General features: G+C 58.9%; 18 protein-coding genes and 4 pseudogenes. 13 read left to right on the top strand and 9 right to left on the bottom strand.

Features of this window, described 5'->3' with window-relative positions:
* Positions 1-612: 612 nt before the first annotated feature.
* Together AC0NIL_RS28435 and AC0NIL_RS28430 are read left to right on the top strand one after the other, a co-directional pair.
* A pseudogene (locus AC0NIL_RS28435) lies at positions 613-1,424 on the top strand (type IV secretory system conjugative DNA transfer family protein).
* Positions 1,425-1,449: 25 nt separating this feature from the next.
* Complete coding sequence (locus tag AC0NIL_RS28430; RefSeq protein ID WP_474048288.1) at positions 1,450-6,306, top strand: C48 family peptidase; 4,857 nt, start codon at positions 1,450-1,452, stop codon at positions 6,304-6,306.
* Positions 6,307-6,408: 102 nt separating this feature from the next.
* Here the strand turns inward: AC0NIL_RS28430 and AC0NIL_RS28425 are convergent.
* From AC0NIL_RS28425 to virG, 4 genes and pseudogenes are all read right to left on the bottom strand, one after another.
* A pseudogene (locus AC0NIL_RS28425) lies at positions 6,409-6,535 on the bottom strand (IS256 family transposase); the annotation flags it as partial.
* A 10-nt stretch (positions 6,536-6,545) separates the two neighbouring features.
* Positions 6,546-7,648: pseudogene (locus tag AC0NIL_RS28420) on the bottom strand (IS91 family transposase); the annotation flags it as partial.
* 10 nt (positions 7,649-7,658) lie between these two features.
* Positions 7,659-7,967, bottom strand: a pseudogene (locus AC0NIL_RS28415) (tyrosine-type recombinase/integrase); the annotation flags it as partial.
* Between the two features lie 147 nt (positions 7,968-8,114).
* A complete protein-coding gene (virG, locus tag AC0NIL_RS28410; RefSeq protein WP_473574024.1) occupies positions 8,115-8,840 on the bottom strand; it encodes a two-component system response regulator VirG in 726 nt (241 codons plus the stop codon).
* 1,209 nt (positions 8,841-10,049) lie between these two features.
* Between virG and AC0NIL_RS28405 the strand changes: the two genes are divergently transcribed.
* The 11 genes from AC0NIL_RS28405 (at position 10,050) to virB11 (ending at position 19,480) form a co-directional block, all read left to right on the top strand.
* Positions 10,050-10,832, top strand: a complete 783-nt coding sequence (locus AC0NIL_RS28405) for a type IV secretion system lytic transglycosylase VirB1 (RefSeq protein WP_473574023.1) — start codon at positions 10,050-10,052, stop codon at positions 10,830-10,832.
* Positions 10,833-10,906: 74 nt separating this feature from the next.
* The gene (gene virB2, locus AC0NIL_RS28400) at positions 10,907-11,212 is read left to right on the top strand and encodes a pilin major subunit VirB2 (RefSeq protein ID WP_473574027.1); all 306 of its coding nucleotides are present in this window, start codon (positions 10,907-10,909) and stop codon (positions 11,210-11,212) included.
* Positions 11,212-11,538, top strand: a complete 327-nt coding sequence (locus AC0NIL_RS28395) for a type IV secretion system protein VirB3 (RefSeq protein WP_473469022.1) — start codon at positions 11,212-11,214, stop codon at positions 11,536-11,538. The genes virB2 and AC0NIL_RS28395 overlap by 1 nt, the downstream gene beginning before the upstream one ends.
* Complete coding sequence (gene virB4 / locus AC0NIL_RS28390) at positions 11,538-13,907, top strand: type IV secretion/conjugal transfer ATPase VirB4 (protein WP_473574022.1); 2,370 nt, start codon at positions 11,538-11,540, stop codon at positions 13,905-13,907. The genes AC0NIL_RS28395 and virB4 overlap by 1 nt, the downstream gene beginning before the upstream one ends.
* Before the next feature lie 13 nt (positions 13,908-13,920).
* The gene (locus tag AC0NIL_RS28385; RefSeq protein WP_473574021.1) at positions 13,921-14,616 is read left to right on the top strand and encodes a TrbJ/VirB5 family protein; all 696 of its coding nucleotides are present in this window, start codon (positions 13,921-13,923) and stop codon (positions 14,614-14,616) included.
* A gap of 43 nt (positions 14,617-14,659) precedes the next feature.
* Positions 14,660-15,547 carry a type IV secretion system protein gene (locus AC0NIL_RS28380; RefSeq protein ID WP_473574020.1) on the top strand — a complete coding sequence of 296 codons (888 nt, stop codon included), beginning with the start codon at positions 14,660-14,662 and terminating at the stop codon, positions 15,545-15,547.
* Between the two features lie 23 nt (positions 15,548-15,570).
* A complete protein-coding gene (locus AC0NIL_RS28375; RefSeq protein WP_095814513.1) occupies positions 15,571-15,729 on the top strand; it encodes a type IV secretion system lipoprotein VirB7 in 159 nt (52 codons plus the stop codon).
* Positions 15,726-16,439, top strand: coding sequence for a type IV secretion system protein VirB8 (locus AC0NIL_RS28370; protein WP_473574019.1), 714 nt, complete (start codon positions 15,726-15,728; stop codon positions 16,437-16,439). The genes AC0NIL_RS28375 and AC0NIL_RS28370 overlap by 4 nt, the downstream gene beginning before the upstream one ends.
* Positions 16,436-17,317 carry a TrbG/VirB9 family P-type conjugative transfer protein gene (locus AC0NIL_RS28365; protein ID WP_473574018.1) on the top strand — a complete coding sequence of 294 codons (882 nt, stop codon included), beginning with the start codon at positions 16,436-16,438 and terminating at the stop codon, positions 17,315-17,317. The genes AC0NIL_RS28370 and AC0NIL_RS28365 overlap by 4 nt, the downstream gene beginning before the upstream one ends.
* Positions 17,314-18,456, top strand: coding sequence for a type IV secretion system protein VirB10 (gene virB10 / locus AC0NIL_RS28360; protein ID WP_473574017.1), 1,143 nt, complete (start codon positions 17,314-17,316; stop codon positions 18,454-18,456). Before AC0NIL_RS28365 ends, virB10 begins: the two co-directional genes overlap by 4 nt.
* Entirely contained in the window at positions 18,440-19,480 is a 1,041-nt protein-coding gene (gene virB11 / locus AC0NIL_RS28355) for a P-type DNA transfer ATPase VirB11 (RefSeq protein WP_473574016.1), read from the top strand. The genes virB10 and virB11 overlap by 17 nt, the downstream gene beginning before the upstream one ends.
* Before the next feature lie 121 nt (positions 19,481-19,601).
* Here the strand turns inward: virB11 and AC0NIL_RS28350 are convergent, their stop codons facing one another.
* From AC0NIL_RS28350 to AC0NIL_RS28330, 5 genes are all read right to left on the bottom strand, one after another.
* Positions 19,602-22,136 (bottom strand): ATP-binding protein, encoded by a 2,535-nt coding sequence (locus AC0NIL_RS28350; RefSeq protein ID WP_473574015.1) that lies wholly within the window; start codon positions 22,134-22,136, stop codon positions 19,602-19,604.
* Between the two features lie 183 nt (positions 22,137-22,319).
* On the bottom strand, positions 22,320-23,072 hold the full coding sequence (locus AC0NIL_RS28345; protein WP_473574014.1) for a carbonic anhydrase: 753 nt from the start codon (positions 23,070-23,072) through the stop codon (positions 22,320-22,322).
* A 1,027-nt stretch (positions 23,073-24,099) separates the two neighbouring features.
* On the bottom strand, positions 24,100-24,873 hold the full coding sequence (locus tag AC0NIL_RS28340; protein ID WP_473574013.1) for a hydroxymethylpyrimidine/phosphomethylpyrimidine kinase: 774 nt from the start codon (positions 24,871-24,873) through the stop codon (positions 24,100-24,102).
* The gene (locus AC0NIL_RS28335) at positions 24,864-25,469 is read right to left on the bottom strand and encodes a thiamine phosphate synthase (RefSeq protein ID WP_473574012.1); all 606 of its coding nucleotides are present in this window, start codon (positions 25,467-25,469) and stop codon (positions 24,864-24,866) included. Before AC0NIL_RS28335 ends, AC0NIL_RS28340 begins: the two co-directional genes overlap by 10 nt.
* Complete coding sequence (locus tag AC0NIL_RS28330) at positions 25,466-26,239, bottom strand: thiazole synthase (protein ID WP_473574011.1); 774 nt, start codon at positions 26,237-26,239, stop codon at positions 25,466-25,468. The genes AC0NIL_RS28335 and AC0NIL_RS28330 overlap by 4 nt, the downstream gene beginning before the upstream one ends.

Here is a 26,239-nt window from a genome sequence, read left to right as displayed (position 1 = left end):
TGGCCGTTGATGAATCTGCCTTGGGGTAACTTTCAGAAACACGGAGCGGGTGGTGCAATGCAAGCATCGCACCACCCGCTCCGGCATCGATCTGTCGAGGGGGAACATCGCGCGACCTCGATCCAATGTCTGAAGCAAGCGCTGTATTAGCTATGGCTAATACAGCAATGGAACAATGCCTTCAACCAAAACGACGCCCCCCAACATAGCCATTAGCATCGCCTGCTCACTCGCCTTCGGCTTCTGCGCGGCAAGTCTGTACGCAACGTTCTGCCTGGGGGTAGCGGCGAGGCTTTGATGACGTTTGACATCGGTGCCTTTTGGTTCGAGACGCCGTTCTATCTGGTCTCGCAACTCCTGTCTTCTATCGGGGTCCTCTTCGCCCAGCCGGGGGAGAAGTTCAAACTCTTCGCGCAAGTCGCCATGGAGACCCGGAACAAAGGGGCACAACGCACCGTCGACGACATGGCGGGGGCGATACAAATCCTGACGTCGTACACGTCCGTAGCTATCGTGCTCGCCACGTCGGCGGTCGTCTTGCTGATTCAGCAGATCGTGTTACGGCGCAAACTCGAACATCACGGGACAACGCGCTGGGCGCGAGTGGATGAAATGCGACGCACCGGATATCTGCGACGTCTCGGCGATGGCGGGCTCACTTTGTGGGCGGATCCCGCTGTAAAGGCGGCGACAAGTCGCTCAGATTTTTCGGTGTACGATCTTCGCCGCCGCAAACGTGCATCTATCTTTGCGTTGGTCCGAACGATCTTGAGGTGGTCGCGCCTTTGATACGCCTGTTCTTTCAGCAAGTCGTTTCAATTCTACAGCGGTCGCTGCCTCGCCGGGATGAAAAATACGAAGTCCTGTTTCTGCTCAACGAGTTCAAGCACTTGGGCAAGCTGGAGGCGATCGAGACCGCAATTACGACCATAGCGGGCTACAAGGGGCGCTTCATGCTCATCATCCAAAGCCTCTCGGCACTGACTGGAGCCTATGGCGAGGCTGGCAAGCAGAATTTTCTCAGCAATACCGGCCTGCAGGTGTTCATGGCCACGGCCGATGACGAGACTCCAACCTACATTTCCAAAGCCATCGGTGAATACACGTTTGAAGCCAAGTCGATTTCCTACAGCCAGGCGCGAACGTTCGATTGGAACATTCAGAATTCGCATCAAGGTGCACCGCTGTTGCGTCCCGAACAGGTTCGGCTGCTCGATGACGACTACGAGATTGTTCTCATCAAAGGCCTGCCACCACTGCAATTGAGGAAGGTGCGATATTTTTCGGACCGCATCCTTAAACGCATCTTCGAAAGCCAGACAGGCGCCCTCCCGGAGCCGGCACCCTTGATGGAAGCAGACGAGGGGCTCTCGGCAGAATTTCAACCCCGATCAGGAGCTGCGTGGATTGGCGCAGAACTTTGACGATATAGTTTGATGTGAGGCTAGTATGAATCCGCGAAATAATAACCCATCCTGGGCATCAGCTTTGTCACAGGTGCAGGACGCCGGTTTGGAAGCCGGGCAATCGGACCAAGCAAGGCAAGTGAGCGATGAGCAGCACCTTGCCGAGGCCCGGAGGCTGTTCGATCAACCTGACGAGTCGCCAACCAATCCAGAAGAGGTTCTGCGACTAGAACAATTGAGCGAAGGGCTTGAGCGACGGCACGATGATCAAGCCGCCTCGTCTCTTTTCAGCGACCTAGGGATGCCCGCTGGACCGGGGGACCTCAACAGCATCGTGACGGACGCTTTCGCGGCGGCCGGCTCTGGGCACGCCGGAGTTGAGATCGCCGCCCCGCCGCCGTTAGCTGCCAGCCAACAGCAGATCCGGCCCTGGCCGGATGCGCTTGACCCGGGCAACCACCCGCCAGCACCCGAGTGGGTGATCATCAACGATGAACATTACACAGCGCCGTTGCGGCCAGCGGAGAGGCAGAGGACCCTGAATACGCCGCAAGCCGCCGCCATTCAGCAGCCGCTGATTGAAATCGGCAATTCAGGCGGCCGCGTGCATGCGGCGGCCGCGGCCTCCGCAAGGTCTGAGGCATTCCCCGCTGCGATCGAGAAATCTATAAACGTCTCATTCGCCCTCCCCAAAGGTTTCTCCCATGGGATTCAACGCGACGCGATATTCTCTTCCTTGGACCATTATGGCCTCTTGCCGGATGCGGGCCAGGCCCGGCAAGTGGGCTTTGAGCAGCACGTGGCCGAGCCGCGCCGAGCCGATCCTGTTGCGAGTGGCGCCCGTGCTACCCGCTATCCCCATCTGTCCGGCGAACACCGGGACGTTATTGATAAGGCGATCGCCCACGTTGCGGCTCAGCAAAAATATAGCGAGAGCACGGCCCGAAAATACACGTATGCACTTCGCCGATTGGCGAATGATCTCGGCGCTCGTGGCCAAGCGACTGATCTAAGAAATCACCAATCCCTGGTCGATCACGTCGATGGTTTCTTTCCGAAAGACGATGATGTGAAGAGGGCGTTGAACGTCCTGCGTGCGTATCATGAGCCGGGCTATTCAGCGACTGCTGGCGCCCCTGCTACTCGCTATCCCCATCTGTCCGACGAACACCGGGACGTTATTGATGAGGCGATCGCCCACGCTGCGCCTCAGCAACACCATAGCCCGGCGACGCTCCGAATATACACCTATGCACTTCGCCGATTGGCGAATGATCTCGGCGCTCGCGGCCAAGTGACCGATCTAAAAAATTACCAATCCCTGGTCGACCACCTCGATACTTTCTTTCCGAAAAACAATGATATGAAGAGGGCGTTGATCGTCCTGCGTGCGTATCATGAGCCGGGCTATTCAGCGACTGGCCCGTGGCGAGTGCCGGTGCCCTCAAAGGCAGACGCGCATATCTTGGAACAAATGGCCAGTGACAGCAGCTTGGCCTCAGAGACCCGTGTTGTCTATGGTCGTAGTCTTCGCAGATTTTCTGAGGCGCTGGAGAGTCAGGGCCTAACGATCTCTGGGCTGGATCATGATTCACGGATCAAATTCGCCGAGACGTCGTTTCCAGGCAACAACAAGCTCCGCTGGGCGTTGGGACGGGTTCGCGATACGGAGTCTGCGTCACACAGGAGCGTGACGGACGCTTTCGCGGCGGCCGGCTCTGGGCACGCCGGAGTTGCCGCCGCCCCGCCAATGCTAGCTGCCAGCCAACAGCAGATCCGGCCCTGGCCGGATGCGCTTGACCCGGGCAACCACCCGCCAGCACCCGAGTGGGTGATCATCAACGATGAACATTACACAGCGCCGTTGCGGCCAGCGGAGAGGCAGAGGACCCTGAATACGCCGCAAGCCGCCGCCATTCAGCAGCCGCTGAGCGAAATCGGCAATTCAGCCGGCCGCGTTCCGATGCAGCCTCCCATGCAGCAGTTGCCATTGGAAGGGGTACCTGTTCAAGGGACAAGGTCCGAACACATCGGAAGGCTGCATGCGGAGGCAGCGCCCTTCGCAGGGTCTGAGGCACTCCCCGCTGCCATCGAGAACTCCATAAACGTCTCATTCGCCGTCTCCAAAGGCTTCTCCCATGGGACTCAACCCGCCCCAGACGCGATACTCTCTTCCTTGGACCATTATGGCCTCTTGCCGGATGCGAGCCAGGCCCGGCAAGTGGGCTTTGAGCAGCACGTGGCCGAGCCGCGCCGAGCCGAACCTGTCGCGAGTGGCGCCCGTGCTACCCGCTATCCCCATCTGTCCGACGAACACCGGGACGTTATTGATAAGGCGATCACTCACGTTGCGGCTCAGCAAAAATATAGCGAGAGCACGGTCCGAAAATACACGTCTGCGCTTCGCCGATTGGCGAATGATCTCGGCGCTCGCGGCCAAGCGACTGATCTAAAAAATCACCAGCCCCTGTTCGATCACGTCATTGCTTTCTTTCCGAAAGACGATGATATGAAGAGGGCGTTGATCGTCCTGCGTGCGTATCATGAGCCGGGCTATTCAGCGACTGTTGGCGCCCGCCATCCCCATCTGTCCGACGAACACCGGGACGTTATTGATAAGGCGATCGCCCACGCTGCGGCTCAGCAAAAATATCGCGGGAGCACGCTCGAAATATACTCCTTTGCGCTTCGCCGATTGGCGAATGATCTCGGCGCTCGCGGGCAAGTGACCGATCTAAAAAATCACCAATCCCTGGTCGATCACCTCGATACTTTCTTTCCGAAAAACACTGACATAAGGTATATAAGGCCGGCGTTGAACGTCCTGCGTGCGTATCATGAGCCGGGCTATTCAGCGACTGGCCGGTGGCGAGTGCCGGTGCCCTCAAAGGCAGACGCGCATATCTTGGAACAAATGGCCAGTGACAGCAGCTTGGCCTCAGAGACCCGTGTTGTCTATGGTCGTAGTCTTCGCAGATTTTCTGAGGCGCTGGAGAGTCAGGGCCTAACGATCTCTGGGCTGGATCATGATTCACGGATCAAATTCGCCGAGACGTCGTTTCCAGGCAACAACAAGCTCCGCCTGGCGTTGGGACGGGTTCGCGATACGGAGTCTGCGTCACACAGGAGCGTGACGGACGCTTTCGCGGCGGCCGGCTCTGGGCACGCCGGAGTTGAGATCGCCGCCCCGCCGCCGTTAGCTGCCAGCCAACAGCAGATCCGGCCCTGGCCGGATGCGCTTGACCCGGGCAACCACCCGCCAGCACCCGAGTGGGTGATCATCAACGATGAACATTACACAGCGCCGTTGCGGCCAGCGGAGAGGCAGAGGACCCTGAATACGCCGCAAGCCGCCGCCATTCAGCAGCCGCTGAGCGAAATCGGCAATTCAGCCGGCCGCGTGCCGATGCAGCCTCCCATGCAGCAGTTGCCATTGGAAGGGCTATCGGTTCAAGGGACAAGGTCCGAATACATCGGAAGGCTGCATGCGGAGGCCGCGCCCTCCGCAAGGTCTGAGCCCCCCGCTGCGATCGAGCACTCTATAGACGTCTCATTCGCCGTCCCCAAAGGCTTCTCCCATGGGACTCAACCCGCCCCAGACGCGATGCTCTCTTCCTTGGGCCACTATGACCTCTTGCCGGATGCGGAAAAGCCGGAATGGAACTACGAGATTAAAGGTCACGGCTACACCGCCGAGAGGCCGGAAGGGCGCAACGACTTTTGGCTCGTTGATCGCGGTCCGCTGAGGGAAGCTGCAGCGGCAGCAGTACCGGCAAGGACCCCAGAACTCGCCTCGCCAGCAACCGCCAGGCTGTCAGACACCGGTCGCGGTGTTCCGTTAGTCGATCTGACCACCTCCTCCGATGCTCAGATCGGAGCTTTTCCGTCAGGCTCGTCCATCCTCCCCGAGGGGGCGGTACTCGGCGCCGACCTGCTGAGCGACGCCCATATCCACAGGGATTATCGGTTGCTGGAGCAGGACCTGCAGGAGGCCCACCCAGCGCTCGCCGCCCGAACGCGGCTGGTGGATGCGTTGGTCGCCCATCAGCTGCGCCGTGACGACGGGGACGTGCAAGGTAGGTTGCTGTCCATCTATCATCAAAGCGACGCCCCAGCCGAATTCGTTTTCCTGCCAGTGAACAGTGCCGATCCTATGGATCCGGCGCCGGATTCTCGACGCGTCGAACATTGGTCGCTGCTGCTCGTAGATCGCCGCGACCCGGAAAGAGCGGTCGCCTATCACTACGATTCCATCCAGCACAATGGACAGGGATACAACGACGCGCCTGCACGAGAGCTCGCAACAAGACTGGACGCGACCACCGTGGTGACACCCGCCATGGCCCAGCAGAACAACGGTGTTGATTGCGGTGTCTTCGTGGTGGGCGGCACGCGCGCGCTGGTTCGGAGATTGGCGAACCAAGAGTGGCCGGAACGGCAGCGGCCGCTGCACCTCGCCGACCTCGTTGCCGACCGGCAGGGGCTGCAAAACCGACTGAGGCAGGGCCGCTTGCCGCACGAGCTTGCCGCAATCCCCGCGGAAGCTTTTGCAGCAGCCGGGTCGCAACAAGCCGTGTTGCAAGAGCAGCAAGCCCGACAAGTCGCGCCAGCGCCGTTTGACCAGCACTTGAGCAAGTCGCGCGAGGCCCAGGGCGAACTGACGAGACCACTTGACAGGAGCAACCGCGCCAACAGCGGGGGCGTCATCATCAACACCGAACATTACACAGCGCTGTTGAGACCGGCGAAAAGGCAGAGGACTGACAGTCCGCAAACCCTCGCCACGGGGCGGCAAGCGAGCGAAGCAAATACGTCGTCCATCAGGCAAGACCCCGATCAAGCCCGAGCAGATCTCATGGCTTCCTCCAGAAGCAGAGAGCGCTCCGACGCCGGGCGTTGAGGTCGATTGCGGATGAAGCAGAACAGCTCTTTTGGCAAGGTTTTGTGCGTCAAGTTCTGCAAAAAAGGGGGCGGCCATGAAGCTGGTCATGCGGCTGGCGCAGGCGAGCTTCTTGTGCCGCGCAGATCAGCCATGTTGATGTAGCGGTTGGCTCCATCCAGTTTTCGTTGGTTTCGACGGCCAGCGCCCTGATCAGGCGCAGGCAGCTTTCGGCGTTCGGGAACGGTCGGGTTTCATTGCCTGAGGGAATGACCGGTGAGATCCTCATAGCGGGTCGCGGTAATCCCTTTCGGATGAGCCATCCGACGGCTCGGGAACCGGCATGCCGAGCAGGTCGCGGCAGTGGGCAAGCTTTTGCGCGCGGTAGCGATTGCCGAGAAAGCGGTAGTAGCGGATGCGATGGAAGCCCTCGGGCAGGACGTGCAACAAGAAGCGGCGAATGAACTCGTCGGACGTAACGGTCATGACCTTCTGCCGATTGCCGTGTCCGATAGTCCATCCAGCGGAGACGAACGGCGTTGTCCTCGATGTCGATGAGACGGTTGTTGATGGCAACGCGGTGCGTATAGCACCCGACATAGTCGAGCACCTGGGCAGGTCCTGCGAAGGGCGGCTTGGCAAAGACGACCCACTCAGCCTTTCGTAGCGGCGCCAAATAACGCCGGAAGACGTCGCGCTCGCTCAGGTCCTGCAGGCCAGAGAAGAACCTCAACTGGCCGGCGTCGAATGGCTTTCCCAAGATGGTCCAGAAACAATCGTCGGAACAGGCGCGAGAGCACCCGGACCGGCAAGAAGAAGCCGGGCTTGCAGGCGATCCATCGCTTGCCGTCGGCAGAAAGGCCGCCGCCGGCGACGACACAATGCAGGTGCGGATGATGGAAGGTTCTGGCCCCAAGTATGCAGCACGGCGAAGAAGCCGATCTCGGCACCCAGGTGCTTGGGGTCGGCAGCAATGGTTCGCAGCGTCTCGGCGGCGGCACGGAAGAGCAGGCCGTAGACGAGCGCCTTGTTCTGATAGGCGATGGCGGCAATGTCGCCGGGCAGTGTGAAGACCACGTGAAAGTACTGTGTGTCGAGCAGCTCGGCGCGACGATCCTCGAGCCACTGCGCGCGGGCCAGCGATTGGCAGCGGGGGCAATGCCTGTCGCGGCAGCTGTTGAAGACGATGCGCCGGTGGCACAGTGATCGCACTGCTCGACATGCCCACCGAGCGCGGCGGTCCGGCACAGTTCGACGCCGTCATGACGCGGCGCTGGGCGATCGACAGCTGCGCGTCATGCGCACGATAAGCTTCGCCGTAGCGGCGGAAGATGTCCGCCACTTCCGGCCCCGAGCAGGCCATCGGCGCGAGCTCAGAAGTACTGCGGCTTGGCGGGCGGCGGCGGGGTGGGCGCCGGCCTCGGCAAGAGCTCGAAGGGTGGCGATCCGCAGGTAATGGGCGGTGGTCGCGAGGCTGCGGTGACCGAGCAGCAGTTGAATGGTGCGCACGTCGGCGCCGGCCTCCAGCAGATGGACGGCGAAGGCGTGGCGAAGCGAATGGGGCGTGACCGGCTTGGACAATCCGGAGCGGTCGCGCGCTTTCGCGCAGGCCTGTCCCACCGCATTCCTGGTGATCGGCTGCCGGCACGATCGCCGGGGAAGAGCCACTCCTTTGGGCGCCTCGCCAGGATCGTCAACAGCCATTCCATCAGCCAAATCGACGACCTGCGCCTTGGGCTTACACTGGGACGCCCGAGAGCTAAAGGCCGTGGCCGGAAAAACAACGCTTACGCTTGATCAGCCTCATCAGCTATCCAGAATAGCTCCTGTCACGCGGCCAAGGTGCCTCCGTAGCTAACCTCTACGTCAGCGTTGAAGAAGTACCCCGCACCACGGCACGTCTTGACCAGGCGAGGATTGGCCGCGTCAGCCTCCAGCTTTCGTCGTAACCGCAAGATCAGGACGTCGATACTTCGATCGTAGACCTCTTCTCCACGCACACGGCTCGCGAGCAAAAGCCGTTCTCTGGATAACACGTTGCGGGGGTTCTCCAAGAACGCGATCAAGAGATTGAACTCACATGCCGTAAGCTTGACCTCGCCACGCTCTGAACAGATCAGCCGCCGCTGCTTGACGCTGAGCTTCCAGGCTCCAAACCGAAATGAGCGATGATCTTTGGTTGACGGACTGGCAATGCGCTGGCGTAGCGCTACGCGAATGCGGGCCAGGAACTCGCGCAGCCCGAAAGGCTTCGGGATGAAATCGGTTGCGCCGAGCTCCAGAGCTACAACTTTTTCCGCCTCATCAAGCCGGTCGCCGCTGATCACTATGATGGGTAAATCCGATTTTGTCGCCAGATTGCGGACGATCGCAAGCCCATCCTCCCGGCCCAGGTTGAGGTCAACCACCACGAGGTCGACAGGCTCATGCGATAGAACGTAGTTAAAGTGCTTGCTATCGTTGACTGCGGTCACCTTTAAGGCATGCATCATGAGATACTCGGCGATGAGGCGCCGCATTGCGGCATCATCGTCAATGACAAGAACATGTTTCAACGGCTCACCTTCAATCTTGAATCCCCTTGTCTAAAGCGCGCCGAGCAACCTTGTGGCACCGACGCAAAACAGCTGCCCCTTGCTACACTCGCCGTCGCCTGCGGCCAATGAGGCCGTTGCTCGTCCTGGTCTTTTCATCCACAGCGAATTGACTGCATCCAGGCAGCCCGTGACGATCAGACAGGTTCCAAGCGCCGGCATGACCCCGCCCTGGGTCCTTCGCTTTTTCGCTTCGAGCTTATATGCAGGCCTGCCAACACGCGCTTGCGGAGCTGGATCATCTCGAAAGCCTCCCGCTCGCGCGTCCGGCTCGGACGCGGTGCTGCAGCGCGGCGTTTGATTAACCACAGGGCCGGTCGGCGCAAGGGATTCTCAACAGCGGCCTTGTTCCAGTGGTATGTCTCCTGCCTACGGCGGGTTCTTCCGAAGCGGCCGGCAGCGCCTGGTTCGGGCGACCGGCAGGTCCGGTCGCGGCTACCGTCCGAGCTAACATATTCTCAGTTGAATGCACACCCTCCCTTTGAGCCAGTCACTTTGCTTGCCGACTGCGCCGTCGGACGCCACCGATTGCGTGCGGTTCTTGTGCCGATGGACTGTACATGATCCCCTGTTGGCGACCGGCCGAACAGCTGAGCCAGGCTCGCAGCAGGCTGGGCTGCGCCGCGACGTCTTCCAGTTGACCCCCGCGCCGCGGATTTGCGCCTTCGAGCCAGCTTCGCGGAGACCTCGCGGTGTCGATGACCTGATCTTGCAGGGCCGCTCATGGCTGTCTCATAGGCCAATGACAGCATACGCAACATTGGGCAGCTTGGCGCCTTTGTCGGTTCTCCCGTTCGATCGACTCACGGCACCCGCAGCCTGGATAACCCGCCGAGCTTCCATTTGCCTTTGACCAGCGCCCGTAGAAGATCCCATCATCATCCATGACGCCGAAGCCGCGGCTTACAGTCCAGGAGCAACGGACCGCCGGACGGGCAATCCCGCACAGGGCGTCTCGTAGCAAGATGCTTTGGATGTCGCCGGCTTGATCACGCCCCGCGCCATCCACGCATGCGCAAGCTGGTCACCCACGCTGACCAACACGGTCTTTGCTTCAATTGAAACCGAAAAGCCGAACCTGAACATCACGCAGTAACAAACCTTCCCGATAAGCGCGTGCCGGACAGGGCCAGAACCCGTCCGGCGGCTTGGAAAGGTAGGTGATAGGGAATGTTTATTGCAGTTTGGTCGCTGGCCATTGTCCTGTTGACATCCATGTCACTCCCGGCCGCGCCCGCGCCACTTTCGCCCCGTGAGTTCCACCGCCTATCGCGCAAATGCGCTCCCTGGGTTGCGCCGTCCACGCTCGCCGCGATTGCCAAGATTGAAAGTGGCTTTGAAACGCTGGTGGCCCATGACAACACAACAGGCGAGCAGCTTCGCTGGATAGACCACCTGGAAGCCACGCGGGGCATCAAGGACCGCCTCGACGCACAACATTCTGTCGATGTTGGATTGATGCAGATAAACAGCAAGAACTTTTCCATGCTCAGTCTCACGCCGGAAAAGGCTTTCGAGCCCTGCGCCTCCCTTTCGGCTGCCGCCCACTTGCTTGAAAGCCGGTATGCCGGGGGCACGACTGCTCCGGCGCAGCAACTGGCCCTTCGCCGTGCCATCTCGGCCTATAACACGGGCGACGTCACGCGTGGCTTCGCCAACGGTTATGTACGCAAGGTCGAGTCGGCCGCAAAGGACATCTCAAGTCACCTTGAGCGAACGCTGGAGCCGACCGCCCGAGATGCGCCAGATCTTGAGGCACCCGGTCGGAAAGCCGTGCCGCCTCTGCTCCAACAGAGCCAACAGGCCAATAGAAAGCAGCCCAACCAAAATTCCTGGGACATCTGGGGTTCCTATCAGCCAAACGGCTCCGGGGCCGATCCCTCCGGTCCGACCGGCAGCCAGGCAGCTGGAGAGCGGGAACCCTCGAACCCGAACAAACTCATATTCGATTGAATCATGGAGATACAATGATGAAGCCACTCAAAATGCTTCGTGCGCTTAAAACGCATGTTCCTTCGCCTTTTTCCATGCTGCGCATGGCGGCTGAATATGTACCGGCCGTTGCTGCAGGCGTGGCGTGGGCGGTCTTCTCCAGCGGGCCAGCCGCGGCCCAGGTGACCGGAGGGACGGATCCTGCCAAGATGGTCCAGAATATCTGCACCTTCATACTTGGCCCCTTCGGACAATCGCTGGCCGTGCTCGGACTCGTGGCCATCGGTATCTCCTGGATGTTCGGTCGTGCTTCACTTGGCCTGGTTGCGGGTGTCGTTGGAGGGATCGTCATCATGTTCGGCGCCAGCTTCCTGGGCAAGGCGCTCATAGGCGGTGGCTGATGAGCGACCGGTTGGAAGTGAGCACCCTCTATGTGGCGGCGACACGCCCTGCACTTTTTCTGGGGGTGCCGCTGACGCTGGCCGGAGCGCTCATGATGTTGGGTGGGCTCGTCATCATTATCCTTAAGAACCCACTTTATGAAGTCGTGCTCGTGCCACTCTGGTTCGGAGCACGGTTGATTGTTGAGCGCGACTATAACGCGGCAAGCGTCGCGTTCCTCTATTTACAGACCGCCGGCAGAAGCGTGGACGGACAGGTGTGGGGCGGCGCGAGCGTCAGCGCCAATCCGATCAGAGTGCCGAAACGCGGAAGAGGAATGGTGTAATGTTTGGCGCCAGTGGCCGGACCGAGAGATCTGGCGAGATCTACCTTCCGTATGTCGGTCATCTAAGCGATCAGGTTGTCCTTCTGGAGGACGGATCGATCATGGCCATGGCACATGTGAACGGGCTGCCGTTTGATTTGGAAGACCCTGAGATGCGCAACGCGCGCTGCCGCGCGTTCAACACTCTCTTGCGCAACATCGCCGACGACAATGTCACGCTGTACGCCCATCTTGTGCGAAACAACGATGTGCCGGCGCCGGCATCGCGCCAGTTTCAAAGTGCATTCGCTGGCAGTCTTAGCGAGGCCTATGAGAGCCGTGTGCTGTCGGGCAAGCTCTTTCGCAACGATCACTTCCTCACGGTCGTCGTGTTCCCACGAAGCGCAATCGGCAAGATTGGCTGGCGCATTGCCAAATACCCCAGGCGGAATGACAGCGATCTGGCCGCACAAATACGAATCCTGGAGGACCTCTGGCAGATCATTGCTGGGTCACTCGGCGGTTACGGTCTGCGCCGGCTGGGTATTCGTGAGAAAGGCGACGTGCTCTTCACGGAAATCGGCGAGGCGCTTCGGCTGATAATGACTTGCCGGTTTCTCCCGGTTCCGATGGTTACCGGCTCACTTGGCGCCTCGATCTACACTGACCAGGTCATATGCGGGAAGCGGGCGCTTGAGATTCGAAGACCCGGGGATAGCTCCGTGGGATCATTGTTTTCGTTGCGTGAGTATCCGGCGACGACGCGGCCAGGCATGCTAAATCCGTTGCTGTCCGCCAACTTTCCGCTTGTCCTCAGCCAGAGCTTTTCCTTCCTCACTCGGCCACAAGCTCATGCGAAGCTTAGTCTTAAGTCCAGCCAGATGACGAGCGCCGGCGACAAGGCTCTCACCCAAATTAATGAACTTGCCGAAGCAGAGGACGCGCTGGCAAGCAACGAATTCGTCATGGGTTCACATCATTTGAGCCTGTGCGTCTATGCCGACAGCCTCAACAGCCTTGGAGATCGCGCAGCAAATGCCCGCGCAAGGCTGGCCGACACGGGCGCCGTTATTGTCCAAGAGGGTATCGGCATGGAGGCCGCGTACTGGTCCCAACTTCCGGGGAACAAGAAGTGGCGCACGCGCCCCGGGGCGATCACTTCGCACAATTTTGCCGGGCTTGTCTCTTTTGAGAACTTCCCAAGTGGTTCCACTACCGGCCACTGGGGCAAAGCTGTTGCGCGCTTTCGCACGAACGGTGGAACTTCTTTCGACTACATCCCGCATGAGAATGACGTCGGCATGACGGCGATATTCGGACCCGTCGGCAAAGGCAAGACGACGCTGATGACCTTTATCCTCGCGATGCTTGAGCAAAGCGTGGTCGATCGCGATGGTGCGATCGTCTTTTTCGATAAGGACCGGGGTGGTGAACTGCTGGTGCGAGCCACCGGAGGGACATATCTGGCGTTGCGCAGAGGCGCTGCGAGCGGCTTGGCCCCTCTGCGTGGACTGGACAACAGTTCCGCCTCGCGGGACTTTCTTCGCGAGTGGTTGGTGGCGCTAATCGAGAGTGACGGTCGTGGTCCGATCTCGCCGGAGGAAAGCCGTCGACTGGAACGTGGCATTGTTCGTCAACTTTCGTTCGAACCCGTAATGCGCTCAATTGCGGGCCTGCGCGAATTCCTGCTGCACGGCCCCATCGAGGGCGCTGGAGCGCGGCTACAGCGGTGGTGTAGAGGCAACGCGCTTGGATGGGCCTTTGACGGCGATGTCGACGAAGTAAGGTTGGATGCCTCCATTACCGGGTTCGACATGACGCAACTCCTGGAATATGAGGAGGTCTGTGCGCCGGCCGCGGCATATCTTCTGCATCGAGTGGGCGCTGTTGTCGATGGCCGTCGGTTCGTCATGAGCTGCGACGAATTTCGCTTCTATCTGCTCAACCCCCAATTCTCGGCTGTTATCGACAAGTTCTTGCTCACCGTCCGCAAGAACAACGGCATGTTGATACTTGCTACGCAGCAGCCTGAGCACGTGCTGGAATCGCCTCTTGGAGCTAGTCTCGTTGCGCAATGTATGACGAAAATTTTCTACCCGTCACCGACGGCGGACCGATCCGCGTATGTCGATGGCCTGAAATGCACTGTGCCGGAGTTCGAGGCAATCCGCCAGGAAATGGCAATCGGCAGCCGCAAGTTTTTGCTCAAGCGCGACAGCGGGAGTATTGTTTGCGAATTCGATCTTGGGCAGATGCGCGAGTATGTAGCCGTACTCTCGGGGCGGGCGAACACCGTGCGCTTTGCCGACCAGCTTCGCGACCAGCACGGAGATGCCCCAGATAGGTGGCTCGACAAGTTCATGGCCCATTACCATGAAGTTAAAGACTGACGGAGAAATATTCATGCAATTTGCTAAGCTTGCAGCAACGACGCTTGCTGCTTCCCTTCTGCTTCACGGACAGGCCAGGTCGCAATTTATCGTCAGCGACCCTATAACAGAAGCACAATCGACCGCGACCGCGATTTCCACTGCGGCGATCCTTGAGAGTTCAATCGTGACGCTCAGCAACACAATCGCCATGGTGGAGATGCTAACGTCGTCGTTCGGTGTCATGGGACTGCTGGGCTCACTTAACCAAAAAAATCAGTACCCGTCGAGCAATCAGCTAGAGCGGCAGATGTTTGACAGCCAGACGCCAGCTTCGAATATAGCGCGTGCGATTGCGCAGGACCCAGATCGGAAAGTCGACGGCACCGATCTGGAAGCGAAACTGTTACAGGGACAGGTCGCCGGTGCTGCCAATGCTGCAGGTCTCGCAGCTGAGAATCTGGTTATGATGGACAAGCGCCTTCAGGAGAACGCCAGCACTCTTGGTCAGCTTTCCCGCTCGCGAAATATTATGCAGGCCACAGTGACCAACGGTCTGGTCCTCAAGCAGATTCACGATGCGATCATCCAAAATGCCCAGGCCACGAGTCTGCTGACGATGGCCACTGCACAAGCAAGCCTTCACGCAGCAGAGGAGGCCGCGATGCAACGTCGCGAACGCGAGACGACTGCTGGCCTCTTTTTTTTGGCGCCAGTAAACAGACGCTAAGCCGGCTCAGCTGGGCTGATCAGGGACAAATCAGGCTCACGCCATGGATTTTAAGATTTCCGCGCCATTCACGGCCATACACACGATCTTTCATGTGGCCTTTACGTCAGGGCTGCACAACGTGCTTGAAAAAATCCAAGAGGCGGTCAGCGCGCCTCTGGTTGCGTGTGTGACGCTTTGGATAATAATCCAAGGCTGTCTGGTTATGCGTGGTCAAGTCGATGCGCGTGCAGGTATCTCGCGCGTAATTATGGTGTCGATTGTAGTCGGCCTTGTCTTAGGGCAGGCCAACTACCACAATTACATTGAAACGGTCTTCGACGACACGATTCCAAGGCTTGCTCACCAGATCAGTGGCAGCGACTTGCCCTTCACCGATATTCCCCAGAAGCTCGACTGGATGTTTGCTTCAACTCAGTATGCCTTTCAGATGATTGCTTCCGAAATCGGGCCTATGAACGGCCAAGACATACTTGCTTTCGAAGGAGCGCAATGGATTTTCTACGGCTCGCTGTGGACAGCGTTCGAAATCTATGATGCCGTTGGGATTTTGACGAAGGTGCTCTTGGCGATCGGCCCCCTGGTTCTTGTCGGTTACCTTTTTGATCACACTCGAGACATGGCTACAAGATGGATCGGCCAACTGCTCTCGTACGGGCTGCTGCTTCTCCTTCTTAATATCGTTGCCACGATAGTTATCGCGGCCGAAGTAGTCTCGCTGGCAGCGATGCTTTTGATGATCAAATACTCGGGCACGACCGCAGCCAAGATCATCGGGCTTTACGAGCTCGACATGCTTTTCCTGGCTGGCGATGCTCTGATCGTCGCGCTTCCGACGATCGCCAGCAGCATCGCCGCCGGGTCTTGGGCAGGGACGAGCCGACCTCTTAACAACCTCAATCGCTACTTTGCCAGAACGGCGGGCGGTTAAAATCAACGAGCGGTGCCAAAAACATGAAACGCTATCTACTTCTGTCAATCCTCGCTTTGGCGGCCTGCAAGACAACCGATCGGCTTGCGACCTGCACGGGTACGCCATTCCAACTGAACGCGGGACAATGGGAAACCACCCCTGAGGATCTTCAGGTCGAGTGTGCGGAAGAGCCCAAATGAAATTTCCTGAACATGCCCTCCTAGTGGAGAGAGAAACGCTAGCCGCTCACTACAAGAAGGTGGAAGCGTTTCAAACTTCACGAGCGAAGTCTGCGGGGCGCTTGTCAAAGGCCCTTATAGCCTTTGCGGCAGCGGCGGTCCTAGGAAATGTTGCCCAGGCATTTACCCTCGCCGCCATGTTCCCGTTGGCCAAGCTAGTACCTGTGTTCCTCTGGGTACGGCCAGACGGGACCGTTGACAGCGAAGTGTCAATCTCTCGATTGCCCGCAACCCAAGACCGAGCCGTCATAAACGCTTCGCTGTGGGAATATGTACGCCTGCGCGAGGGCTACACGGCAGATACCGCCCAGTACGCCTATGACCTCGTATCCAGTTTCAGCGCACCGGCTGTGCAACAGCAATACCAAGATTTCTTCAACTATCCGAATCCCACTTCGCCGCAAGTCACGGTCGGCAAGCGCGGCAAGCTCGAGATCGGGCATATTTCATCGAACGACATCAGTCCCGACGTTCAACAGATCCGATACAAACGGACGCTTGTTGTCGATGGGCAGATGCCGACAGTGACCTCCTGGACAGCTACCATCCGCTACGAGCGCTTGACGGGTCTGCCTGGCCAATCCAGGCTCACCAATCCGGGAGGTCTACTCGTCACGTCCTATCAAGCCTCGGAAGATACCGTATCGAACCTGGGCTACGTGCAGCCATGACAAAAAGAGCATTTCTCGCGCTGGCCTGTTCACTCCTCTTCGCGATGGAAGCGCGCGCGGAAGACACGCCACTTGCGGGCAAACATGATGCGCGGATGCGCTACCTGGCTTACCGTCCCGACGAAGTGGTGCGCCTATCGACCGCAGTGGGGGCGACGCTGGTCGTCACATTCGCGGCCAACGAGACAGTCGCAGCCGTAGCCGTTTCCAATAGCAAAGACCTGGCTGCGCTCCCACGGGCCAACTATCTCTTTTTTAAGGCTAGCCGGATCCTTTCGCCGCAGCCGGTCATCGTGCTGGCCGAGAGTGAGTCGGGTACACGGAGATACGTCTTCAGTATTTCAACGAAGGCGATGCCAAAACTCGATGAGAAGCAACCAGACTTATACTACAGTGTGCAGTTCACCTATCCAGGAGATGAGGCTGCTGCTCAGAGAAAGGAAGTAGAAAGGCGCTCGATTCTTGGCCGGGACCGGGCAAAAGTGCTGCAAGACGAGAGAGTTCAGGATCTGTTGAATCGCCCCGCCGCAAATGCAAGTCCGGACGAAAGCAATTTTCATTACGTCGCAAAGGGCGATCGATCGCTGGCGCCGCTGGAAGTTTTCGACAATGGCTTTACGACCGTATTTGGCTTCGCAAGCAATTCCCGCATACCCTCCCTCTACGTTATCAATCCCGACGGCAAGGAAGCCGCTGCCAATTACACGGTCAAAGGGGACTATGTGGAAGTGTCCGCAGTCGCTCGGGAATGGCGTCTGAGAGATGGCAATACGGTCTTGTCCATTTTCAACAGGGCTTATGATCCTTTGGGACGAGCGCCAGGGACCGGTACAGTGACACCCGACGTGTGGCGCGTTTTGAAAGGCTCGGGTCGATGAATGATACCGGCCCACAGGCGGGACATGATGTCCATGCATCCGGATCGATCGTGTCGGAGCCGACCCGCCGGCATGTTTCGGGATCGCAGAAGTTGGCCGTCGCTGCTCTTGTTCTCGTCTCATCTCTATCGCTTATCTGGCTCGGAGGTCGTTCCAGCACAGAAGACGAGCTATCTCAGCCAAAACCGCCAATTGTCGCCAACGCCGAGCCATTCCGCCCCGTGCCAATTGAGATTGCTCCCGAACCTCCAGCACCCGTTCAGGCGGCGCAGGCAGCAGATCCTGCGCCATCCACGCCGCCCCCAACGGCGCCAGATGATGTGCAGCCGGAGGAAACACCAATCTTCGCTTACACTAGCAGCAGTCAAATGCCCAATGACGGTCAGCGGAGCGAAGACGACCATAAGGATGCTCCCACGACACCGGATGAGATTTCAATCGGTGGCGATCTGTCAGGCCGATTGAAGCCAGATGTACAGGAGCCGAGCCGGGCCACACTTTTGCCGCACCCTGATCTCGTGATTACGCAAGGAGCGATCATTCCCTGCATTTTGCAAACAGCAATTGACACAAATTTACCCGGCTATGTGAAGTGCGTTTTACCTCAAGACGTCCGCGGCACAACCAACAATGTCGTGCTCTTGGACCGCGGGACGACGGTGATTGGCGAGATCCAGCGCGGTCTCCAGCAGGGTGATGCGCGTGTCTTCGTGCTGTGGACGCGCATCGAAACACCTGACCATGCCCTCGTTTCGATTGCATCGCCGGGCGCTGACGAGCTCGGCCGCTCCGGAATGCCTGGCACGGTGGACAGTCATTTCCGGGAACGCTTTGGCGGCGCAATGCTCATGAGCGTCATTCAAGGCGCGTTTCAGGCGGCAGGTCAATACGCGGCCGGCTCTGGTGGAGGAAGCGGCATCAACAGCTTCCAGAGCAATGGTGGACAAGCCGTCGAGACGACACTGAGAGCGACGATTAACGTTCCGCCAACCCTGAAGAAAAACCAGGGAGATGCTGTATCCATCTTTGTGGCTCGGGACCTCGATTTCTCAGATGTATACGATCTTAGAGCGACTGCCGCGGCGCCAAGCCCCCAACATCGCGAACGCAGGAGAGACAACAATGCGGTCGGAGGCTGATCCTCAATTGCGTTTGCTTCTCGAGCCCGTTCTAAAATGGCTTGAGGAGCCAAGAACCGAAGAGGTCGCTATCAACCGGCCTGGGGAAGCCTTTGTCCGACAGGCCGGCGTGTTCACGAAACATCCGCTGCCACTGTCTTATGATGACCTTGAGGACATCGCGATCCTCGCTGGAGCGCTGCGCAAGCAAGATGTCGGACCGCAAAGCCCCCTCTGTGCGACTGAGTTGCCGAACGGAGAGCGGCTGCAGATCTGTTTGCCGCCCGCTGTACCATCAGGAACAATAAGCCTGACGATACGGCGTCCCTCAAGTCGTGTGACCGAACTCAAGGAAGTTTCATCTCGCTACGAATACTCGCGTTGGAATCAATGGCGCTCGCGAAAAGAGCGCCAAGAGCGGCAGGACGAAACGATTCTTCAGCACTACGACCATGGTGACTTGGAGCAATTTTTGCGAGCCTGCGTCTGCGGGCGGCTCACGTTGCTGCTTTGCGGACCTACTGGAAGCGGCAAAACGACAATGAGCAAGACTTTGATCAACGCTATACCCCCGCATGAGAGGTTGATCAGTATCGAGGACACGCTCGAACTTGCAATCCCGCACGAGAATCATGTCCGGTTACTCTATCCGAAGGACCGAGCAGGCGCAGGTGGGGTGACGGCCGAGCAACTGTTGCAAGCCAGCTTGCGCATGCGCCCTGATCGAATTTTGCTTGGCGAGATGCGCGACGATGCCGCTTGGGCCTACCTTAGTGAAGTCGTCTCCGGTCATGCGGGATCAATATCAACGATCCATGGGGCTGATCCGGTCCAAGGTTTCAAAAAGCTCTTTTCACTCGTCAAGAGCAGCGCGCAAGGAGCCGCTGTGGAAGACCGCACGCTTCTTGACATGCTGTCGGCTGCCATTGACGTCATTGTACCGTTCCGTACCCAAGGCGACGTGTATGAGGTGGGAGAGGTATGGCTCGCCGCCGATGCCCGGCGACGGGGAGAGACAGTGGCCGACCTTCTCAACAAGCACTAAGGCTGGAACAACGTCTGGGGATCGATCAGTTGGTGAACGTGACGCCTCAGTTTGTTCTGCTCCGATGTCTTTTTTGACGGGCCTTCTCGGAGTGCTTGGATAGCTGAGCGAGTCGGCGGCATCATGCCATCATCATTGTACGAACCGCATGCTCCATTGTCCGGGACGAGACCGGCTTCGCTAGCCGAAGGACGAAGGCCTGATTGGCAGATGTGACCGGCATGGGGTCGATTTCACCGACAATTATAACAGGCACCTTCATGAGGGTGGGGCATGCGGATTCTGCCTGTCCTCGCTCGAGGAAAGGCGCTTTACCGAAAATCAGCAGGTCGGCTGCTTTCCCGCTCTCGATCCAGCCGCAAAGGCTTTCGAAGGTCGCGAAGCCGACCGGCTTATAACCCAGCGCGGCGATATTCTTCTTGTAGTTCTCCAACTCTGCTCGGTCGGACTCCACGACCGCAATAATTTCTCCGTTGCCAAGTGATCCGTCGTATGGGCCGACAGCGATGTCAGCGCTGACGGGCTCCTCCTCAGAGGCCGGTAAGTAGATATCGAAGCGGGTACCTCGGCCAACAGCCGAGGTGACGTCAAGGCATCCTGCGAGCGCGCTCACGTGCCTGTCAACCGCAGCAAGACCCAGCCCGGTCCCGCCGAAGCGAGAGCGGGTGGTAAAAAAGGACTCAAAGATATGCGGAAGTATCGAACTTGCAATTCCTGGGCCATCGTCGCTGATGGACAGGAGAACGTAATGTCCAGGTCTCAAGGTGCCCTGAGCCAGCGGCTTTGTTTGGCAAACCTGGGCGCGAGAAACGCTAATCTCGACACGGCCCTGGTTCAAGACAGCCTCCGACGCGTTCTTGCACAAATTCATAAGGATCTGCTGTATCTCGGTTGGGCTGCCCTCGACCACCGTTTGCCACTCGTCGATTTTGAAGTTCAACTGAACATCCGCTCGAACTGTCACCCGCAGCAATGGCGCAAGATCCATAACAATCTCGGAGACGCTGATAGGGACCGCCTCGCGCTTCCGGTTTCGGCTGAGTGACAAGATCTGGTCAACGATCAGCTTGGCTCGGTGTCCAGCTAAGATGATTTGGTTGATGTGGTTCCGAACTCTGGAGGGGCGACGTACAAGACCTTGAGCAATCTCTGAATAGCCGATTATTGCGCCTAAAATATTGTTGAATTCATGTGTGGCGGCGCTTGCAATCGTGCCGATTGTCCTTAGCCTTTCCAAATGCTCCCATCGACTCACCAGAAGGTCGCGTTCGGCATTTACACGTTGCATCTCAAGATGGTGGCTCAAACGCGCAATAGCACTTGCAAGAACCCGCAGGTCGTCAGCTGAGGGGAGTGAGCGATTTTGTTCAAAAACAAGGATGCAAACCGCAGCCTGCTGATCGGAGGCCCTGCAAGCAACAATTTGACAAACACCTGAAGCGCCTTTGGCGGTGCGAACCACTTCCGCCGCAGGAACGACGCGAAACACTGGCCGTCCTTCGCGGACAAGTGAAACAACTTCATCAACAAGTGCGACGTTCCAGACGGGTATGCACGTGTTTGCCAAAAAGCACTCGGTGTGCCTGCTGAGGCTCGGATCAACCAGAGCAAGTGCGCATTGATCCGCATGGAAAACGCGTTGGACGAGTCTAAGCGCTGCTTCAGTGGAAAAGCGCGCTGCGTCGTTCTTTGCTCTACTGTCGTTGAAGCGAGCTTCGATCTCACTCATCGCCTCTTCAACCTCCAGCCGCCTTTTCAGTCGGTTCGTCCGCAGATGCTGTCTGGAGGATCGAATGATCGCAAACAAGCAGATCCATATGGACAAAAAGCCAAAGAAAAGTCGCGTACGCTGCGCTTGCGCACTGGCCAGGCTATAGCCTTTCAGATGCTCTCGTTCCAGTTCGGCGGCCTTGGATGACGTGTCGAGGGATGCGACCTGATTGGCAGCTTGGTCCAACCTCCATAAAGAAGACGCGGCAGCGCCGGCCTTGACCACAACATCCGCGGCAGCCCGGGCCTGGCTGGCAGCAACCCGGTAGGGAGGCTGATCCATCTGTGATGCGAGCGTGAGCCCCGGTTCGGCCGAAAATGCGATCAGCTTGGACAGTACAACCCTGCGCGACGGTGCCTCCCCAAGGCGACCAAGCGAGCGAGCAAGATCTGCGAGACAGTTTTGCACAAGCTGGTCTTGCTTGACCAAGGCTGAGACGGCAGCCTCCTTGTTTTCGATCGAGTTTATGAGCTGCGCGCGCAATCTGGATTGCACGGAGCTCTCATCCGGCGAAGCCTCGGGAGAGCGTTGCAAGTTCTCACGATTCCTTTGCAAAGCCTGTCCGGCAGAAGCAACCGACCGGGAGTCCAATACCATATACGTCCCGGCGCGGGCGACGTCGCGCCGCAGCAATGCATCGTTGATCTGTATCGTTCGCAACTGGCTTAGGATCGCGTCGTCGATCTGCGGGGGCTGCCCCTGCGTCCCGATCAAGAGCGCAATCGTGGCGGCTAGGGCGATTACAATTGCTTTGTCGGAACTGAGCCGTGTTTCCCAAGGAAACGGCGTTTGATCCGCGGTGCACGCCTTGCGAAGGCCCAACCTGAAGTCCAGCTCGTCATGGGTTCGGTATGCGGCCGGTTGCTGCTGGAACAGGAAAGCCACGCCTACCTCTCCCCTTATAAGGACGGCTTAAACACCGTTTGCCGAATTTGGTCTTGGCCCGCTTCCAGGCATAGAACGAGCCCCCAGAGGCGCCTCCGCGACGCGGAGCTCATCCTCACGATCTTGGAAGCAGATGAATATGACGCGCAGGCGGTGCTTCGCCCCGTCGCGGCGGGAGGGGCCTCAACTGAGGCCAAGGATGAATCGCCGATTGAGTGAACGGATAGGGCGCGCGTTCCGGGGATAGTGCGAGGTAAATCGCTCGATATCCGCTGGGTCGACCTCAACCGGTTCCGTCGCCACCATCCAGTCAACGTTTTCGGTGCATGGCGGCGTCGTCAAAGACCCTTCATAAGTCCAATAGCGAAGCGAAGCCGGCAGAAGCCCATTCGGGTCGACGTCGTCGACCGCTGCCTCTTTGCCTGACGTTGCTGGAAGTGCTGCAGCAAGCCTGGCAAAGCTCGCATTTGTGCGGCCTGGCGTCAGAAACACGGCCAGCACACCGAGAGTATCGCTGTTGCGGTCCTTATGGACAAAATGCACTTCCATCGGGAAACTCTTGCCTGCAACGTGGTGCTCGCTTGGCGCATGGAAATGGAACTGTAGCAGTTCATAGACACGGTCCCCCCGAGTGAGCGTGCTGCCTCGCGGCAGATTGATCTGAATGGTGTGGCCGTTGTTCACCATCCTACCGCCGTCCCTGTGCCAACCTATGGCGATGTGGGGAATATCCGCTTTGACCGCGCCTTTGATATCGACCGGCGATTGCTGCATGCCCGCCGAGCAGACCAAGTTCTTCTTGTCCAGATGCCCCCATTCTTCGGGTCCGACCGGGCCGGCATATCCCCATTCGGTGCTGGTCGCCCGCGCGGCTTCAGCGCAAACAGGACACGCGCCGAGTGCAACGAATCCCTTAATCAGACTACGGCGGTGCATATTGCTTTGGCTCCTACTGAACACGTCAAATTTAGCGCTGGCATGGGGACTGCAGGCACAGCGGTGATGTGGGCGATGCCTTCCCAATTTGCGGCCGAACAGTTCGGTGCGTCACCATCGCGGCGCAAGCCGATGATTCTCGACGTGGATTCCGACTCCCGCGCGTGGCCTTGCTCGCCACCACACGCGGTTTGTTTCAGCTATTATTTTCACAAGGTAGACCACCCGGCCGGATCCATGCTCATTGTCTCCACGACGGCCGATTGCCGTTCGGCTGCAGATCACATGGTCGACCCCACCGAAGATCGCCTCGGCACCCGGGCCGCACTGGACAAGCGATTCCATGCAACTACTCCGATGGCGCCCACCACGCCAACAGACGCTTCATAGTCATCATCGGGCAATCAGAGAAATCGATTGCTTCGATAAAGAACATCCACGAAATGGATGCATCATGCCCAATTTGCGGTGCTGCTGAGGACGCCCCTTTGCTCGGATCATCTCGGCGAGGCCGAGTTGTTCGCACGTAGCGTCGTGGACCTCGGCTGATGAGGCGAGGCCAGCGCGCAGTTAATGCCCCGCGAATTTCGTCGCCCGCTCGTCCTACGGCAGATCGCCGCGCGCGTCCCCGTGGCGCTTCGACGCGAGTTCTAGCAGCAGCGCCGCGCGGACAGCAGGCTGGCAGAAGGCGCGCCCACACGATAGAGATGAGATCGTTAAGAACGACCAGACGCCAATCAGCGCGATGGAGCGCAGCATCCGGTATGAGAGGCTCGACGGCAGCAGCGAGGCGGAAACCGCGCGAAAGCGAGCAGCGTGTCAGAAGAAAGCCGAGCGAGGACGGGCAGCGTTCGACCGAAGCCGACGAGCGCGGGTTCAGAGAAGCAGAGGTGGACAAAGACTCCCAGCCCGTTGTCAGATTTGCCCAACGAACGCAAAGCACGGTGACGGACTTCTCGAAATGGCGGCCTTGTAGATCTGAACTCTTAGGCGAAACACCGAAAGCCATGCCTCGAGCACGTTGTCGTCAGGTGCCGCGTTCGCGTGACTGCCTTCTTCTGAGCCTCTCGAAAACAAACAGCTTGCCTTCGCTCACACTGTCTTCGAGCGCCTTCGCCTTCGCCAGATGCGCCGCAATCGCGCTGGCCAGCATGCAACCTGTTCCGCGCATTGATCCGGCAAGGCGCGGTGCGTCGAAGCGGATGGGTTCTTGATTGGATCGTAACAGAATATCGGTCGATCGGGCTCCCGACGCATGCCCAGCCTTGATCAGCAGGGCTTGAGTGCCGGCGCCCAGCAATCTTTGTCCTTGTTGGAGCACTCCGTCCTCATCCACCGCCAGTTCGCAGGCAGTAAGGAGCGCCAGTTCAGGCAGGTTGGGCGTGACAATGCAGCAAAGCGGCATCAGATCGCGCTTCATGGCAGCGATGGCGCCTGCTTCCAGAAGTGCGCGGCCTGAAGAGGAGGCCAGCACAGGGTCGAGTAGTGCCGGCACCTGTCGATTTTCGCGCAGTACGGCGGCAACCGCAGCGATAATCTCGGCTGTTCCGAGCATGCCGATCTTGATCGTGGCCACTTCGTTGGCCTGCAGCGCAGCACACATCTGATCGGCCACCAAGCTGGGTGGCGAATGATGGATTTCCATTATGGCGTTATGCGTTTGCACCGTCAGCGCTGTGACGGCGAGACAGGAGCGCACGCCAATGGCAGAGATCGTCTCGATGTCGCGTGCTATTCCAGCACCCCCGCTGGAATCCGAACCGCCAATGACAAGCACATGCGGTTCTCGTCTCATCGCCATCGGTCCGTCTTTTCGATCCATTCTCGCGTGCGCGTTTCGGGATAGGAGCTCAACGTGATGTCGGTAACCACTGCCGCGCTGTTAGCGCCGGCCTCAAAGACGCCGTTGAGGCGGTCAGGGTTGAGGCCGCCAATAGCGATCAATGGGATCGGCGCCACTCGCCGGTTCCACTCGCTGATCCGCTCTAGCCCTTGCGGCATCCACTTCATTTTCTTCAGGATGGTGGGATAGATCGGTCCGAGCGCAACATAGTCGGGCTCGGCAAACATAGCCGTTTCCAGCTCGACACGATCATGCGTGCTCAATCCAAGCTTGACGCCGGCTGCCCGTATCCTCGAGAGGTCGGCGGTTTGCAGATCCTCCTGGCCGAGATGCACGAAATCGCAGCCTTCCTCGATTGCCAGGCGCCAATGATCGTTGACGATGAGCTGGCATTTGTGTTGGGCACACAAGCCCTTCGACTTGCGGATCTCCGCGCGCAACCCGGTCTCATTCATGCTTTTGATGCGAAGCTGAACCAGCTTCACGCCGAGCGGCGCCAACCGTTCGATCCAGGCAGCGCTGTCGACGATCAGGTAGAAGGGATCGAGCTTCATGAAAAAACCGCTCTGCCGATGGTCGGCGTCGATGGCACCGCGACGTCGCGCGGTTCCAGCATCCCCGACAGGAAGGCCTCACGGCCGGCATCGATTGCCTTGCCGAATGCACGCGCCATGCCGACTGGATCGACTGCCTTGGCGACCGCCGTATTCAGGAGCACGGCGTCAAAGCCGATCTCCATGACGGTGGCCGCGTGCGACGGCCGTCCGAGCCCGGCATCCACGATCATGGGAACGTCGGGGAAATGTTTGCGCATCGAGCGCAGCGCCGTGAGGTTGATTGGCCCGAGGGCCGAGCCTATCGGCGCGCACCAAGGCATGAGGGTCTGGCAGCCCGCTTCCAGCAGCCGCTCGGCGACGACAAGGTCATCGGTGGTATAGGGAAATACCGCAAAGCCGTCGTCGCACAGGATGCGCGCAGCTTCGACCAGGCCGAACACATCAGGCTGCAGCGTGTCGTGGTTGCCGATCACTTCGAGCTTGATCCAGTTCGTGCCGAACACTTCGCGCGCCATTTTCGCGGTCGTGACCGCTTCCTTGACGGAGTGGCAGCCAGACGTGTTGGGGAGGATTCTTACGCCAAGAGAGCGGATCAACAACCAGAACTTTTCGCCGTCCCTGCCGCCGGCCATCTCACGCCGCAGGGACACCGTTACCACCGACGTGCCCGATGCCTGGACCGCATCGGCAAGGATGGCCGGCGATGGATATTGCGCGGTGCCGAGAAGCAGGCGGGAAGGAAGCGTCGTCCCGAGAAGGTCAAACAC

Source organism: Mesorhizobium sp. WSM1343 (assembly GCF_055901535.1).
Note: the sequence above shows the minus strand (reverse complement) of the source record. Positions and strands in the feature narration are given on the sequence as shown.